Raw genomic sequence first — 13913 nt, 5'->3', positions numbered from 1 at the left:
GACGCGCAGGAGGTGCTCGAGGCCTTTCTCGGCCAGTTCTACGACGGCAAGGATCCGCCGCGACAACTGATCCTGTCGCATCCGATCGAGAACGCCGACCTGATGGCCGAGGCCCTTGGTCAGAAGCTGGGCCGCAAGGTCGAGATCGTGGTGCCGCAACGGGGCGAAAAGGCCGAGCTGATCGCCGGCGCGGCGCGCAATGCCCGCGAAAGCCTGGCGCGCAGGATGGCCGAGTCGGCCACCCAGACCCGGCTGCTCAAGGGTATTGCCGAGGCCTTTGACCTCGACGGGCCGCCGCAGCGGATCGAAGTCTATGACAACAGCCATATCCAGGGCACCCATGCGGTTGGCGCGATGATTGTCGCCGGGCCCGACGGGTTCATGAAGAACAGCTATCGCAAGTTCAATATCAGGGGCGACGGGCTGACTCCGGGCGATGACTTCGGGATGATGAAAGAGGTGCTGTCGCGGCGCTTCAAACGTCTTTTGAAAGACGACCCGGACCGCGCCGAGGGCCATTGGCCCGACCTGCTGCTGATCGACGGCGGTGCCGGGCAGGTCTCGGCCGTGGCCGAGATCCTGCGCGAAATGGGGGTCGAGGAGATTCCGATGGTCGGTGTCGCCAAGGGGGTGGACCGCGATCACGGCAAGGAAGAGTTCCACCGGCTGGGCCGCCGGCCCTTTGCCCTGCAACGCAATGACCCGGTGCTGTATTTCGTCCAGCGCCTGCGAGACGAGGCGCACCGCTTTGCCATCGGCACCCACCGTGCCAAGCGCGCCAAGAGCATCGGCGCCACCCCTCTGGACGATGTGCCGGGGGTCGGTGCGACACGCAAGCGCGCCCTGCTGGCCCATTTCGGCTCGGCCAAGGCGGTGAGCCGCGCCAATCTGGCGGATCTGAAGGCGGTCGACGGTATTTCCGGTGCGCTGGCGCAGACCATCTATGATTTTTTCCACGAAAGCGGCTGAGCCGAAACTCAGGCGCCGCTTCGGTGCGCGGTTCGCCGGTCAGGCGGCGTCGCGTTTGCGATCTTGCAGCACCAGCCGTTCGACGATGCGTTCGACAAAGGGCACCAGCCCGTCCGGCCCCGAGGCCCGGTCTTTGAGATACATGCAGATGTCGGGTCGCAGATCGGCGATCAGCCCGACCAGATCGCCGCGCACCCTGTCATCCAGTCCCGCACCCATAATCACGCATTCGATGCGCGGTTCGGAGTCCAGTTGCCGTACGACCTCTGCGTGATCATGCGCGCCCAGCCACTGGATGGGCAGATGGTCGAGTTGTTCGACCACTTTTCCGATATTGGGCATCCGCCCGACGAGTAAGACAATAGGTTGCACTTCTGGCCCTCCCCTATCCGAATGGGACCGGGGTCCAGCCAAGCCGGACCTCCGGCAGTGAGGATAGTATAGCACAGATGTCGCTGGCAGGTCATAACCGCGGGAGAAGCGCTTTCCACCCGCAGCCAGACAAGCTAGGAAGACCTCATGAAATGGACGATCCCCAATATCCTGTCTGTCTTGCGTCTTGCCGCGGCGCCCCTGGTTGCGGTGATGTTCCTGTATTTCTCGCGCCCCTATGCCGACTGGTTCGCCCTCGGCCTGTTCATCGTCGCCTCGGTCACCGACTGGTTCGACGGTTATCTGGCGCGGTCCTGGGGGCAGGAGACCAAGATGGGCGCCATGATCGACCCGATCGCCGACAAGGCGATGGTGGTGATCGCGCTGATGGTGATCGTCGGCTATTCGTCGATGTCGCCCTGGCTGGTGCTGCCGGCGACGGTGATTCTGTTCCGCGAGGTCTTTGTCTCGGGGCTGCGCGAATTCCTCGGGGATGTGGCGGGCACGCTGAAAGTGACCAGGCTGGCCAAGTGGAAGACCGCGACCCAGATGGTGGCGATCACCTTCCTGTTCGGGCAGGGCGTGTTCGAACATTATCTGGGCATGTCGACCCTGGGCATGGATCAGGATATCGTCAGCGATATCCTGATCGGCGAGATCAAGGACGATCACGGCCTCGGCTGGAAGCTGGACGGGATGGTCTGGTCGGGCTGGATCGGGCTGGTGCTGTTGTGGATCGCCGGTGCGCTGACCGCCGTCACCGGCTATGATTACTTCCGCAAGGCATGGCCGCATTTGAAGGATTGAGGCGATGAAGCTGGACATTCTCTATTTTGCATGGGTGCGCGAACGGATCGGGCTGCCCAAGGAAAAGCTGGAAACGAGCGCCGTCACCGTGATGGATCTGGTCGAGGAGCTCCGCGGGCGAGAAGACCGCTATGCGCTGGCCTTCAGCGACCTGGCGGCGCTGCGGGTGGCCATCGACCAGGAGCTGACCGATTTCGACGCGGCGCTGGGCGATGCCCGCGAAGTGGCGTTCTTCCCGCCGATGACCGGGGGCTGAGGCGCGTGCGGATCTCGGTTCAGGAAGCGGCCTTCGATCTCGGCGCCGAGGCGCAGGCCTTTGCCTCGGGGCATACAGACATGGGCGCCATCGTGACCTTTACCGGCGTGGTGCGCGACCTGCTCGGCGACAGCCTCGACCGGATGGTGATCGAGCATTACCCGGGCATGACCGAAAAGGCGCTGACCAAGATCGCCACCGAGGCGCAGGCGCGCTGGCACCTGGGCGATGTGCTGGTCATCCACCGCTATGGCGACCTGCGCCCGGGCGAGATGATCATGATGGTGGCCACCGCCGCGCCGCACCGCAAGGATGCTTTCGAGGCGGCGGAATACCTGATGGACTACCTGAAGTCGCGGGCGCCGTTCTGGAAACAGGAATTTACCGCCGACGGCGCCGAATGGGTGGCCGCCAAGGACGCGGACGAAGACGCCCTGGACCGCTGGTGAGCACTGGCCTGCCGGGGCCGAACTGAGGGGGCGGCATGGAGTCTCTTTCGATCATTTTCGTGCCCCTGTCGCTGGTGGCAACGGCTGCCATGGCGGCCTCGGCGGCGATTCAGGCGCGGCGCTTCCGGCTGGACCTGTTCGGCGCCGTGGTTCTGGGCATCGTGACCTCGGTGGGCGGCGGATCGCTGCGCGATCTGTTTCTTGGCCTGACGCCGGTGTTCTGGATCGCCGACATCCGCTTTCTGCTGACCGCTGTGCCGGCCTCGATCCTCAGCTACCTCTTGGCCATGCGCCTGCCCGCCGGCAACGGCGCGCGGCTGAAGCTGCTGATGTATCTCGACGCGATCGGGCTGGCGCTGTTCACCCTCACCGGGGTGCAGGTCGCGGTCTCGGCCGGCGTGTCTCCGGTGCCGGCGGTGGTGATCGGCTGCGTGACAGGCACCGCCGGCGGCATGATCCGCGACCTTCTGTGCAACATCACGCCCAGCGTCCTGAAGGAAGACCTCTATGCCACGATCTCGGTGATCGGCGGCGCGGCCTATCTGCTGCTGACCGAATGGCTGGCCGAGCCGGCGGCGACGCTGGGCGGCTTTGCGCTGATCCTGACCTTGCGGCTGGCGCTGCTGTGGTTCCGCCCGCCGGAAACCCCCGAGACCTGAGACCGCCTGCGCCGCGGGTCAGCCGGCGTTCTGCTGCTCGATATAGCTGCGCAGCTCTTCTGCCTCGTGACGCGCATCGCGCAGCCCTTCCATCGCCGCCGACAACTCGGCCTCGGTCTGGGCCAGCTGGTTGGTCAGCTCGGCCTCGCGCTGCTGCAGATAGGTGATCGCCTGATCGCGGGTCTCTTCGGCCTCGTGCAGCTCCTGGCTCATGCGCTCGAGCTGGTCGACGTCGGCCTGGCTGACGCGGGTAAAGCGGTGGATCAGCCAGTTGGCGAACCACCCCATGCAGAAGGCCACGAAGAGAATGATCGCGGTGGTGATGATAAAATCAATTCTGGTCATCGGTGCTCTCCTGCGGTTCGGCAGCGGTGGCGTCATTTTCGGCGGCGGTATCCTCGCCCGGCTCGGATGCCTGCGGCTCGGTCGCGGTGTCGGCGCCGCCTTCGGTATCGCCCTCTTCCTCGGGTTCGGGGTGAACCAGAACAAAGGCGATGCGGCGGTTGGCTTCGCGCCCCTCTTCGGTGTCATTGTCGGCCACCGGCTGGCTTTCGCCATAGCCGACCGCCTCGAGGCTGCTGGTCAGCAGCCGGCGTTCGTGCAGGGCGTTGAGCACCGATTGCGCCCGCGTCTGGCTGAGCGCCAGGTTCATCTCTTCGCGCCCCTGGCTGTCGGTATGGCCCTGAATTTCCAGCCGCACCCCGGTGCAGTCGGTCAGGACGGCGGCGATCCGGTCGATGATCGGGCCGGCGGACTCATCCAGCGTGCCCGAGCCGGGTTCGAAGGTGATCTTCTCGTCGGCGAGGATCTCCTGAACCGCCAGTTCGCATTCTTCGGGGGTCGGCAGCTGGGCCACCGGGTCGAGTTCTTCCTGATAGGTGACGTCGATGCTGAAACTGTCGGTCTGCGACAGCCGGTCGGCCAGCAGCTGCGATACGCGTGCATTCGCCTCGGGGTCGCCGGTCGTGCCGCGCAGGGTGACACTGTCGGGGGTGATAGTCAGCGCGCCGTTGTGCAGCTGTGCCAGAGCATCGAGCCCGGCCATGACGCGCAGCGCCCAGCCATGCGGCAGCCCCTGATCGAGACGCGCCGCCATGTGCACCGCATCACTGCCAAAGCGGGCGCGGGCATAGTTCCCGGTGGTGTCGCGGCTGAGTTCGTCGCGCAGCCGGCCGCGCAGCTGGACCAGCCCCTCGGGGCTTAGCGTGGCGGTGAAATCCGGGATCGCCCCGGCCTCGCTGACGATTTCGGGCTGGGGCAGGGTCGAATGCAGGGCAAAGACGTCGGGAAGATCGGAGTCCATCTCGCCGATGACACGATCGAACAGCGCCTGCTCGGTGCCGGTCCGGGCGACCAGCGTGATGTCGGCATCCGAGAAGGTCACCGTGCCGCCGCCAAGCTCGCCGATGCCGGCCAGCGCGATGCCCACGGCCTCGGCCCAGCTGGGCGTCGGCACGCCCAGCCCGATGGTGCAGGTTGCCTCGCCGTCGAGCCCGGCGGCGGTCGCGGCGGCCAGTATCTGGTCGCGGGCGGCTTCGCTGTCGGCAGAACAGGCATCGAAACGGACACCGGTCTCGTCATGCACGAAACGCAGCGTGAAGGGGGTGATCACCGGGCGCGGTGCCGAGATGTCGAGCGTCAGCGCCAGCCCCGAGGGCGCCTTGCGCCGCAGTTTCGCCTCGAGCGCGTCGCGCTGTTTGGCGCTGTCGCTCATGGCGGTCACCGCGACCCGCTGCGCCTCGAGCGAGATCTTCGCCCGTGGCAGAAGGTCCAGCGCGTAAAGGGCGAATTTCGTCGCCGCGTCCCAGCCCTCGGGCGGATCATAGGCGGCGGTCTCGAGGAAATCGGTGATCCGGGGCGATCCGTCGAGCTTGCGCAGCCTCGTCAGCAGCCCGTCGCGGTCGGCGCTTTGCGGGATCAGGCCGATCAGCTGGATCCCGGCCTCGTTGCGCAGGATTTCCACCGAGAAGCGCGGCGGGGCGAGGTTGGCGATGGCTTCGACCTGCATGTTGTCGATCACCCGCGAGGCGTCGACGACGCCGCCAGCGGTCGAGATGGCGCGAAAGCGGTCGGCCTCGGTCGGGGCGACGCCGGTCAGAAAGACTTGCAGCCCCTCGGCATGGACATCGGTCCACAGCATGTTTTCCTCGTCCAGCGCCCGCTTGACGCTGCGCTTCGAGGTGTCTTCGATCAGATCCGCCGAAAACATCGCCGCCACAAGGCACAGAACAGCCGCCGCGACGAAGGTTGAGATGACGATGAAAAGTGAAGAAAGACGCATGCGCAGGTGTTTCTTGGTGACCGGGTGCGTCTTGTTACGACGCGCGCCCGTCGCTTGCAATCAAAGGAACAGCGCGGCGGCGAAAAACGGCAAGGGCAGCAGGCCGGTATCGCGGTTGGCACGGAACAGTTTCAGCAGCCCCTGCCCGTCCCCGGTGTCGAGCCGGCGCAGCTGCCACTGCATGTGCCAGCCCATCGCCCAGGGCCCTGCCAGCGCCACCACCAGCGACAGCGGGCTGCGCTCGCGCGTGGCCATGAAAACCGCGATGGCCATCAGGAGGACGGTCAGGACAAGAAAGCCCTGCAACCATTGCGGCGTTTTCTCGGCGAAGAGGCGGGCGGTGGATTTGACGCCGATCAGCGCATCGTCCTCGGTGTCCTGATGGGCATAGATCGTGTCATAGAACAGCGTCCATGAAATCCCGGCCAGATACAGGGTGACGGCGGGCCAGCCGAGGGCGCCGGTATGCGCGGTCCAGGCCAGCAGGGCGCCCCAGTTGAAGGCGATGCCGAGAAAGACCTGCGGCCACCAGGTAAACCGCTTGGCAAAGGGATAGACCGCCACCGGCGCCAGCGACAGCACCCCCAGAAGAATGGCGTTGGGGTGAAAGCTGAGCAGGATGGCAAAGGCGATGAGCGCCTGGGCCGCCAGCCAGATCGCCGCCTGCCGGGGGCTGACCTGCCCCGAGGGGATCGGGCGCGAGCGCGTGCGTTCGACCTGGGCGTCGAACTTGCGGTCGGTGATGTCGTTCCATGTGCAGCCGGCGCCGCGCATCAGCCAGGCACCGCCGGCGCATCCGGCGGCGATCCACAAATCGTGCCAGCCGGCGCGCCCGTCAAAGAGCATCGCCAGCAGCAGCGACATCCAGCAGGGCAGCAGCAACAGCCAAGTGCCGATCGGCCGGTCGGCGCGGCTGAGGCGCAGATAGGGGCGGCTGGCCGCCGGCGCCAGGTGGTCGACCCAGTTGCCGCGAACCGCGTCTGAAACCTGCCCTTTGGGCTCTGGTGTTGTGGGCGTGTCGGCCATATGTAGGGTCCATGAAACAGGCAAAAGTCAGGCTGTATGTAGAACAGGCACTGGGGGCAGGGCAATCGGTTCCTCTGGAACGCGATCAGGCGCATTACCTGTTCGGGGTCATGCGTTTGGCGCTGGGCGATCCGGTGCTGCTGTTCAACGGGCGCGACGGTGAGTGGCGCGCCGTGGTGGCCGAGGCCGGAAAACGCGCCGGGAGCCTCGCGTGCGAGGCCCAGACCCGGCCGCTGCAACCGCCGCCCGACCTGTGGCTGATCTTTGCGCCGATCAAGAAGGCGCGCACCGATTTCATCGTCGAGAAGGCGGCCGAGATGGGGGCCGCACGCATCCTGCCGGTGCAGACCGATTTCACCAATTCCGAGCGCATCCGCCAGGATCGCCTGCAGGCCCATGCGGTCGAGGCGGCCGAGCAATGCGGCGGCACCTTCGTGCCCGAGGTGGCGGGGCTGCAAAGGCTCGACCGGCTTTTGGCCGACTGGCCCGACGATCGCCAGCTGATGTTCTGCGACGAGGCCGAGGCCGGCAGTGCCCGGCGGCTCGGCGCGGCCAGCGGCGACAAATGGGCGATCCTGATCGGCCCCGAAGGCGGGTTTTCCGAGGCCGAGCGCGCGCGTCTTGCGGCGCATCCGCAAACCCATGTCGTCAGTCTCGGGCCGCGCATCCTGCGCGCCGACACGGCGGCGGTGGCGGCGATGACCCTGTGGCAACAGGCGCTGGGAGATTGGGCATGAGCTTCATCCGCCCCGAGGCCCGGGCGGCCTTGTGGCGCTGGCGCGAGGTCCTCCTTGGCGCCGCCGTGGTGCTGCTTGGTCTTTACTGGGCCTCCGGGTTCGGACTGCTCAGATGGCTGGGGGTGGCGGTCGTCGTCGCGGGTCTCGCCCTGCTGATGGCGGGTGTTCAGCGGGGCCGTTTCCGGGTCGGGCAGGGCGGTCTGGGGCTGGTTCAGGTCGATGAACGCCAGATCACCTATTTCGCGCCGAAGGGCGGTGGCGTGGTGGCGCTGGAAGACCTCTTCTGCGTGCTGCTCGACGGTTCTGCGACCCCAGCCGTCTGGGTGCTGCACCATCCGGGGCGCGCCGAACTGCGGATTCCGGTGACCGCCGAGGGCGCCGATGCGCTGTTCGACGCCTTCGCGGTGCTGCCCGGTCTACGCACCGAACACATGCTGGCGCAGCTGCGGCAAAAACCGCATCACCCTGTCGTGATCTGGTCAAAACCCGGCGTCTCCCTGCATTGACACCGGCGGCAAATCACCTATCCACTGACGCGATATGCGCATTTTCCAGGACCGGAGCTCTCTTCAATGTCCATTCCCCAGTCCGGCGGCGGGCCGATCGAACATCATTCCCAGCTGGCCGAGTACCTCGAGTCGGGGTGCAAGCCGCGGGATGAGTGGCGCATCGGCACCGAGCACGAGAAATTCGGCTATTGCAAGGACACGCTGAAGCCGCTGCCCTATGAGGGCGCGCGCTCGATCCTGGCGGTGCTCGAAGGCTTGCGTGACGGTCATGGCTGGAGCCCGGTGGAAGAGGCCGGCAAGCTGATCGGGCTGGAAAAGGGCGGCGCCAACGTCTCGCTGGAACCGGGGGGGCAGCTTGAACTCTCCGGGGCGCCGCTGGAGAGCATTCACCAGACCTGTGACGAGGTCAACCAGCACCTCGAGGACGTCAAGGACATCGCCGACAAGATCGGTGTCGGCTTCATCGGGCTGGGCGCCGCCCCGGTCTGGACCCATGACGACATGCCGCTGATGCCCAAGGGGCGCTATCAGCTGATGGACGGCTACATGCAGCGCGTCGGCAGCATGGGGCGGGACATGATGCGCCGCACCTGCACGGTGCAGGTCAACCTTGATTTCGCCTCCGAGGCCGACATGGTGCAGAAGCTGCGGGTGGCCCTGGCGCTACAGCCGGTGGCCACGGCGCTGTTTGCCAATTCGCCATTCTTCAACGGCGCAGTGAACGGCCACAAGTCGTGGCGCAGCCGCGTGTGGCGCGACCTAGACCCGGCGCGTACCGGCATGCTGCCCTTTGTCTTTGACGAGGGGTTCGGCTTCGAGGCCTGGGTGCAATACGCGCTGGATGTGCCGATGTATTTTGTCTATCGCGACGGGCAATATGTCGATGCGCTGGGCATGTCCTTCCGCGATTTCCTGAAAGGCCAGCTGCCGGCGCTGCCCGGCGAGACGCCGACGCTCAGCGACTGGGCCGACCATCTGACCACCGCCTTCCCCGAGGCGCGGATCAAGAAATACATGGAAATGCGCGGTGCCGATGGCGGCCCGTGGCGGCGGCTGTGCGCCCTGCCGGCCTTCTGGGTCGGGCTGATGTATGAGCAGTCATCGCTGGATGCGGCCTGGGATCTGGTCAAGGGCTGGGACGTTGAAACCCGCGAGATGCTGCGGGTCTCGGCCAGCGTTGACGGGCTTCAGGCGCAGGCCGGAGCGGTCAAGATGCATGATCTGGCGCGCGAGGTTCTGACCATCGCCGAGGCCGGTCTGGTGGCCCGCGGCAAGACGGGATCGGGCGGCCTGGTGCCGGACGAGAGCCATTTCCTTGCCGCGCTGAAGGAAAGCGTCGACAGCGGCAAGGTGCCGGCCGATGAACTGTTGGCCCGCTACCATGGCGACTGGAACGGCGACCTGAGCCGGATCTACGACGAATTCAGCTATTGAGGCGGGCGGCGCTTTGCCGGTCGCTTCGCCTACAGCGCTGCTACTTCCTGCCGATCCGGGGCTCGGTGCCGGCGCGCAGGCGGGCGATGTTGTCGCGGTGGCGCCAGAAGATCAGCCCTCCGGTCACAACGCCAAGCAGCGCAATATCGCCATGGCCGAGCAGCAGCATCCACAGCGGCGCCGAGGCCGCCGCCACCAGCGCCGACAGCGACGAAATACGCGCCACAATTGCGGTGGCCAGCCAGGTCAGGCAGCAGGCGATTCCCACCGGCCAGGCCAGGGCCAGCACGAGGCCGAGGAAGGTCGCCACCCCCTTGCCGCCGCGAAAGCCCAGCCAGACCGGGAAACAATGCCCGGCAAAGGCCAGCAGGCCGGCGACCTGCGCCGCGTCATCTCCGGCCAGCGCGCGGGCGATCAGCACCGCGACCGCGCCCTTGCCGCCGTCCAGGATCAGCGTCGCCGCCGCCGCCGGCTTGCTGCCGGTACGCAGCACGTTGGTGGTGCCGATATTGCCCGAGCCGATCTCGCGCAGATTGCCGAGGCCGAAGAGGCGGGTGATGACAATGCCGAAGGGGATCGAGCCCAGGACATAGCCGAAAGCGGCCCAGATCAGCAGCACGGGCAGGGTATGGGTGATCTCCGGCATCAGCCCCTCCGGTAAACGGCAGCGCCGGCGACATAGGTCGCCAGAACCCGGCCCTGCATGTGACGGCCGTCAAACGGCGTGTTCTTGGATTTGGACTGCAGCTTGAAGCGGTCCATGACAAAGGGCGCATCCGGGTCGAACAGCACCAGGTCCGCCGGGGCGCCTTTTGCCAGCCGGCCTCCGGGCAGGCCCAGACGCCGGGCCGGGTTCAGCGACATCGCGCGCCACAGCTCGGGCAGGGACAGGTCGCCGTTCTGATAAAGCTGCATGGCGGCCGGCAGCAGCGTCTCGAGCGCCACCGCGCCGCTGGCCGCCTCTTCGAAGGGCAGGCGCTTGCTTTCCTCGTCCTGCGGCGTGTGCATCGACGAGATGATGTCGATCAGCCCGGATTTCACCGCCTCGATGATCGCCAGCCGGTCCTCTTCGGGGCGCAGCGGCGGCTTGATCTTGAAGAAGGTGCGATAGTCCGCGACGTCCAGTTCGTTCAGCGTCAGGTGGTGGATCGAAGTGCCGGCGGTGATGTCGAAACCGTTGGCCTTGGCGCGCTGCAATGCCGGCAGGGCGCGGGCGCAGGTGATCTGGTCGGCGTGGTACCTGACGCCGGTCATCTCGACCAAGGCGATGTCGCGGTCCAGCCCCATGCGCTCGGCCATCGGGCTGACGGCGGGCAGCCCGCGCAGCGAGGCGAACTTGCCCGAGGTCACGGCAGCCCCGGCCGAGAGCCCCGGATCCTGCGGATGGGCGATCACCAGCGCCCCGAGGCTGCGGGCATAGGTCATGGCGCGCGACAGCACCTTGGTGTTGCTGACCACGTGGTCGCAATCGGTAAAGGCCACCGCCCCGGCGTCCAGCAGAAAGCCGATCTCGGTCATCTCGCGCCCCTCGCGCCCCTTGGTCAGGGCCGCCATCGGCACCACGTTGACCGGTGCCGCCTGGTTGGCGCGGCGGGTGGCGAAATCCAGCGTTTCCGGCGAGTCGATGGCGGGCAGCGTGTCGGGGCGGGTGACCATGGTGGTGACCCCGCCGGCGGCGGCGGCCAGCCCCGCGGTCTTGTAGCTTTCCTTGTGGCGCTCGCCCGGCTCGCAGACCTTGACGCCGATATCGACGATGCCCGGCGCCAGGCACTTGCCGTTGCAGTCGATGACCTCGGCCGCGCCCCTCGTTGCTGGCGGCGCCCCGGTGCCGCGCGCGGTGATCCGCCCGTCAGCGATCTCAAGCCACCCCGGCGCATCCTCGCCGGTTTCGGGGTCGATCAGACGGGCATTGGTGAACAGCGTGGTCATGCGGCTTGTCTTTCTCTGTCTGTGCGGGCAACCCGCGCGTCATTCATATCCCCGATTGCCGCGGTCACTTCAACCGGCGTCGCGGCCGCGTCGCGGCAGGCCATGGTCATGGCCGCTCTCCCAGCTGAACCGCCTTGATCCGGCGGATGGTCTCTGCGGGGTCGGCCTGGTATTTCAGCAGGTGCTTGTCGCCGCCGCGGGTGACCACCTGCACGACGTTGCCCAGCTTGTTGAGCCGGGTGATCTCGTCCAGCCGGATCGCCCGCTGCATCGGCCCCAGCAGCCGCTGGTCGGTCAGGTCCCAGCGCACCGCCAGCTCTTCGCTCATCAGGTAGAAGGCACGTACCGCCACCGCCAGCAGCCCGCCCACGGCCCCGGTCCAGACATGGGCATTGCCCAGCCCCCAGAGCACCGCCATGCCGCCGCCCATCGCCAGCACCGCCATCCAGGTATTGCTGCGCGTGTAGGTGGCGCGGTCGGCGCGGAACGAGGCCAGGACCTCTTCGCCGCTCACCAGCGGCGTGTCGGGGAGCATGCGGTTCTTCATCGTGTCACTCCATAGATCGCGGCGAAGATGACGAGCGCCAGCACCGGCAGGGCCAGGATCGCCCAAAGCAGGGTCAGATGCGGATTGTTCGCAGGCGCGGATCGGGCCGGGGCCAGGTTGCCCCTGGCACTGGCATCGGGCAGCGGCTGAAAGCGCACCGGGGCACTGTCTTCGCGGTAGGTGCCGATCCAGCGCAGCGGTGCCCGCGGGGTCAGGGTCTGTGCGATGCCGGCGAAGGCGGCGGAAAACACGATCACGACCGGCCCCGACAGGTTGGCAAGCCGGGCGCCGTCCCGGGCGATCTCATCGGCCGCGATGCCGAGCCCCTCGGTCATGTAGCCGCCAAGCCCGAGCTCCTCGAGATCGGCGATGTCGAACCATTCGACGTGGTCCTGATCAAGATCGCTCGCACCGAGGCTGTCACGGAGCGGCCAGCGGCCCTGCGGACCCGGCGCCGCAAAGGCCGCGATCTCTTCCGGGGGCAGATCCAGCGCGAACAGGCGGATCAGGCCGCGCTCGGTGGATGTGACCTCCATCCGGGTCATCCGGCAATCCAGACCATCAGCCCGACCATGGCGAACATCACGATCAGGGCGACCATGGCGACGCGGCCTGACATTTTCGGATCCTTGGGGTCTTCCATCTCAGACCTCCACCGGCCGCGCCTGGCGCGCCGCCCGCAGATTGCGCGCCAAGAGGTCCATCGCCGCCATGCGCACCGCGACCCCCATCTCCACCTGCTCCTGGATCACCGAACGGTTGATGTCGTCGGCGATCTCGCCGTCGATCTCGACGCCCCGGTTCATCGGGCCCGGATGCATGACGATGGCGTCGGGCTTGGCCTGCGCCAGCTTGGCGGCATCAAGCCCGTAGCGGTGGTAGTATTCGCGCTCCGAGGGGATGAAGCCGCCGTCCATGCGCTCCTTCTGAAGCCGCAGCATCATCACCACGTCGACATCCTTCAGCCCCTCGGTCATGTCCTCGTAGACCTCGACGCCGAAGGCGCCGATCTGGCTCGGCATCAGCGTCGGCGGGCCGATCAGCCGGATGCGGTTCTCCATCTTGCCCAGCAGGATCAGGTTCGAGCGCGCCACCCGGCTGTGGGCGATATCGCCGCAGATGGCGATGCTGAGGCGGTGCAGGCGCCCCTTGGCGCGGCGGATGGTCAGCGCATCCAGCAGCGCCTGGGTCGGGTGCTCGTGGCGCCCGTCGCCGGCGTTCAGCACCGCGCAGTTCACCTTCTGCGCCAGCAGATCGACGGCACCGGAATGCGGGTGGCGCACCACCAGCAGGTCGGGGTGCATGGCGTTCAGCGTCATCGCCGTGTCGATCAGGGTTTCGCCCTTCTTGATCGAACTGGCCTGCATCGCCATGTTCATCACGTCGGCGCCAAGACGCTTGCCCGCCAGTTCGAAACTGGCCTGGGTGCGGGTCGAATTCTCGAAGAACATGTTGACCTGGGTCAGCCCGGCCAGGGCATCGGCATGTTTCACGTCGCGCCGGTTGAGATCGACATATTGATCGGCCAGATCCAGGATCGCGGTGATCTCGTCGGGCCGAAGGTTTTCGATCCCCAGAAGATGCTTCTGACTGAACCCCATGATGCGCTCCTGTAGTGACGGCCCCCCGCTTATAAGAAGCCGCCGGGGCCTCGGCAAGAATGCCGGCCCCATTTCTCTTGCCGGAAATATCCCGGGGTGAATTGGCCGCAGGCCAAGAGGGGCAGCGCCCCTGTGTCCCCCCAGCGTCCCCCCAGCCGGGCGCTCTTTCCCCGGCATTCGCAACCCGGTAATGTGGCGCCATGGATTCGGCCCTCGACGCTCACCTCGATTATCATGCCGCGCGCGCGCTGCTGGAATGGCAGCTTGAACTGGGGGCGACCGAGGCGCTTCTCGATGCGCCGCAAGACCGCTATGAGGCGCCGCTCAGGGCGGCGCG

Annotated in this window: 17 protein-coding genes; 8 read left to right on the top strand and 9 right to left on the bottom strand. The window is 66.8% G+C overall.

From position 1 onward, the window contains the following. Positions 1-969: excinuclease ABC subunit UvrC (locus tag ABZD10_RS06895; RefSeq protein ID WP_372885405.1), on the top strand; the 969-nt coding region annotated here is incomplete at its 5' end. 39 nt (positions 970-1008) lie between these two features. Here ABZD10_RS06895 and ABZD10_RS06890 read toward each other — a convergent pair. Continuing rightward, entirely contained in the window at positions 1009-1341 is a 333-nt protein-coding gene (locus ABZD10_RS06890) for a hypothetical protein (RefSeq protein WP_372885404.1), read from the bottom strand. Between the two features lie 147 nt (positions 1342-1488). Between ABZD10_RS06890 and pgsA the strand changes: the two genes are divergently transcribed. From pgsA to ABZD10_RS06870, 4 genes are read left to right on the top strand one after another with little or no spacing between them, the layout of a single operon-like run. Further along, positions 1489-2148: a CDP-diacylglycerol--glycerol-3-phosphate 3-phosphatidyltransferase gene (gene pgsA, locus ABZD10_RS06885; protein ID WP_372885403.1), complete on the top strand. Its 660-nt coding sequence runs from the start codon at positions 1489-1491 to the stop codon at positions 2146-2148. A gap of 10 nt (positions 2149-2158) precedes the next feature. Beyond that, the gene (moaD, locus tag ABZD10_RS06880; RefSeq protein ID WP_372885406.1) at positions 2159-2404 is read left to right on the top strand and encodes a molybdopterin converting factor subunit 1; all 246 of its coding nucleotides are present in this window, start codon (positions 2159-2161) and stop codon (positions 2402-2404) included. A gap of 5 nt (positions 2405-2409) precedes the next feature. After that, positions 2410-2853: a molybdenum cofactor biosynthesis protein MoaE gene (locus ABZD10_RS06875; RefSeq protein WP_372885402.1), complete on the top strand. Its 444-nt coding sequence runs from the start codon at positions 2410-2412 to the stop codon at positions 2851-2853. A 35-nt stretch (positions 2854-2888) separates the two neighbouring features. Further along, positions 2889-3512: a trimeric intracellular cation channel family protein gene (locus tag ABZD10_RS06870; RefSeq protein ID WP_372885401.1), complete on the top strand. Its 624-nt coding sequence runs from the start codon at positions 2889-2891 to the stop codon at positions 3510-3512. A gap of 18 nt (positions 3513-3530) precedes the next feature. Here ABZD10_RS06870 and ABZD10_RS06865 read toward each other — a convergent pair whose 3' ends face one another. The 3 genes from ABZD10_RS06865 to ubiA are packed head-to-tail and all read right to left on the bottom strand — an operon-like array spanning position 3531 to position 6819. After that, on the bottom strand, positions 3531-3857 hold the full coding sequence (locus tag ABZD10_RS06865; protein ID WP_372885400.1) for a hypothetical protein: 327 nt from the start codon (positions 3855-3857) through the stop codon (positions 3531-3533). Then, positions 3844-5793, bottom strand: a complete 1950-nt coding sequence (locus tag ABZD10_RS06860; RefSeq protein ID WP_372885399.1) for an OmpA family protein — start codon at positions 5791-5793, stop codon at positions 3844-3846. Before ABZD10_RS06860 ends, ABZD10_RS06865 begins: the two co-directional genes overlap by 14 nt. Before the next feature lie 60 nt (positions 5794-5853). Then, the gene (gene ubiA, locus ABZD10_RS06855; protein WP_372885398.1) at positions 5854-6819 is read right to left on the bottom strand and encodes a 4-hydroxybenzoate octaprenyltransferase; all 966 of its coding nucleotides are present in this window, start codon (positions 6817-6819) and stop codon (positions 5854-5856) included. 11 nt (positions 6820-6830) lie between these two features. On the opposite strand from ubiA, the gene ABZD10_RS06850 reads away from it, so the two are divergent. From ABZD10_RS06850 to ABZD10_RS06840, 3 genes are all read left to right on the top strand, one after another. Beyond that, positions 6831-7556 (top strand): 16S rRNA (uracil(1498)-N(3))-methyltransferase, encoded by a 726-nt coding sequence (locus tag ABZD10_RS06850; protein WP_372885397.1) that lies wholly within the window; start codon positions 6831-6833, stop codon positions 7554-7556. Then, on the top strand, positions 7553-8062 hold the full coding sequence (locus ABZD10_RS06845) for a hypothetical protein (protein ID WP_372885396.1): 510 nt from the start codon (positions 7553-7555) through the stop codon (positions 8060-8062). Before ABZD10_RS06850 ends, ABZD10_RS06845 begins: the two co-directional genes overlap by 4 nt. Before the next feature lie 66 nt (positions 8063-8128). After that, on the top strand, positions 8129-9499 hold the full coding sequence (locus tag ABZD10_RS06840; protein WP_372885395.1) for a glutamate--cysteine ligase: 1371 nt from the start codon (positions 8129-8131) through the stop codon (positions 9497-9499). A 40-nt stretch (positions 9500-9539) separates the two neighbouring features. Here the strand turns inward: ABZD10_RS06840 and plsY are convergent, their stop codons facing one another. From plsY to ABZD10_RS06815, 5 genes are all read right to left on the bottom strand, one after another. Further along, a complete protein-coding gene (plsY, locus tag ABZD10_RS06835) occupies positions 9540-10145 on the bottom strand; it encodes a glycerol-3-phosphate 1-O-acyltransferase PlsY (protein WP_372885394.1) in 606 nt (201 codons plus the stop codon). Continuing rightward, positions 10145-11428 carry a dihydroorotase gene (gene pyrC / locus ABZD10_RS06830; protein ID WP_372885393.1) on the bottom strand — a complete coding sequence of 428 codons (1284 nt, stop codon included), beginning with the start codon at positions 11426-11428 and terminating at the stop codon, positions 10145-10147. Before pyrC ends, plsY begins: the two co-directional genes overlap by 1 nt. A 106-nt stretch (positions 11429-11534) precedes the next feature. Next, positions 11535-11975: a hypothetical protein gene (locus ABZD10_RS06825; protein WP_372885392.1), complete on the bottom strand. Its 441-nt coding sequence runs from the start codon at positions 11973-11975 to the stop codon at positions 11535-11537. Then, positions 11972-12520 (bottom strand): hypothetical protein, encoded by a 549-nt coding sequence (locus tag ABZD10_RS06820; RefSeq protein ID WP_372885391.1) that lies wholly within the window; start codon positions 12518-12520, stop codon positions 11972-11974. The genes ABZD10_RS06825 and ABZD10_RS06820 overlap by 4 nt, the downstream gene beginning before the upstream one ends. Positions 12521-12619: 99 nt before the next feature. Continuing rightward, positions 12620-13576: an aspartate carbamoyltransferase catalytic subunit gene (locus ABZD10_RS06815; protein ID WP_372885390.1), complete on the bottom strand. Its 957-nt coding sequence runs from the start codon at positions 13574-13576 to the stop codon at positions 12620-12622. Positions 13577-13913: the final 337 nt, after the last annotated feature.

This window comes from Shimia sp. (assembly GCF_041624275.1).
Classification (GTDB): Bacteria; Pseudomonadota; Alphaproteobacteria; order Rhodobacterales; family Rhodobacteraceae; genus Shimia.
Note: the sequence above shows the minus strand (reverse complement) of the source record. Positions and strands in the feature narration are given on the sequence as shown.

Coding starts and splice junctions, on each gene's coding strand:
- ABZD10_RS06820 (WP_372885391.1), bottom strand. CDS start 12,520: ATGACCCGGATGGAGGTCACATCCACCGAGCGCGGCCTGATCCGCCTG.
- ubiA (WP_372885398.1), bottom strand. CDS start 6,819: ATGGCCGACACGCCCACAACACCAGAGCCCAAAGGGCAGGTTTCAGAC.
- pgsA (WP_372885403.1), top strand. CDS start 1,489: ATGAAATGGACGATCCCCAATATCCTGTCTGTCTTGCGTCTTGCCGCG.
- pyrC (WP_372885393.1), bottom strand. CDS start 11,428: ATGACCACGCTGTTCACCAATGCCCGTCTGATCGACCCCGAAACCGGC.
- ABZD10_RS06815 (WP_372885390.1), bottom strand. CDS start 13,576: ATGGGGTTCAGTCAGAAGCATCTTCTGGGGATCGAAAACCTTCGGCCC.
- ABZD10_RS06850 (WP_372885397.1), top strand. CDS start 6,831: ATGAAACAGGCAAAAGTCAGGCTGTATGTAGAACAGGCACTGGGGGCA.
- ABZD10_RS06825 (WP_372885392.1), bottom strand. CDS start 11,975: ATGAAGAACCGCATGCTCCCCGACACGCCGCTGGTGAGCGGCGAAGAG.
- ABZD10_RS06845 (WP_372885396.1), top strand. CDS start 7,553: ATGAGCTTCATCCGCCCCGAGGCCCGGGCGGCCTTGTGGCGCTGGCGC.
- ABZD10_RS06865 (WP_372885400.1), bottom strand. CDS start 3,857: ATGACCAGAATTGATTTTATCATCACCACCGCGATCATTCTCTTCGTG.
- ABZD10_RS06870 (WP_372885401.1), top strand. CDS start 2,889: ATGGAGTCTCTTTCGATCATTTTCGTGCCCCTGTCGCTGGTGGCAACG.
- ABZD10_RS06840 (WP_372885395.1), top strand. CDS start 8,129: ATGTCCATTCCCCAGTCCGGCGGCGGGCCGATCGAACATCATTCCCAG.
- ABZD10_RS06860 (WP_372885399.1), bottom strand. CDS start 5,793: ATGCGTCTTTCTTCACTTTTCATCGTCATCTCAACCTTCGTCGCGGCG.
- plsY (WP_372885394.1), bottom strand. CDS start 10,145: ATGCCGGAGATCACCCATACCCTGCCCGTGCTGCTGATCTGGGCCGCT.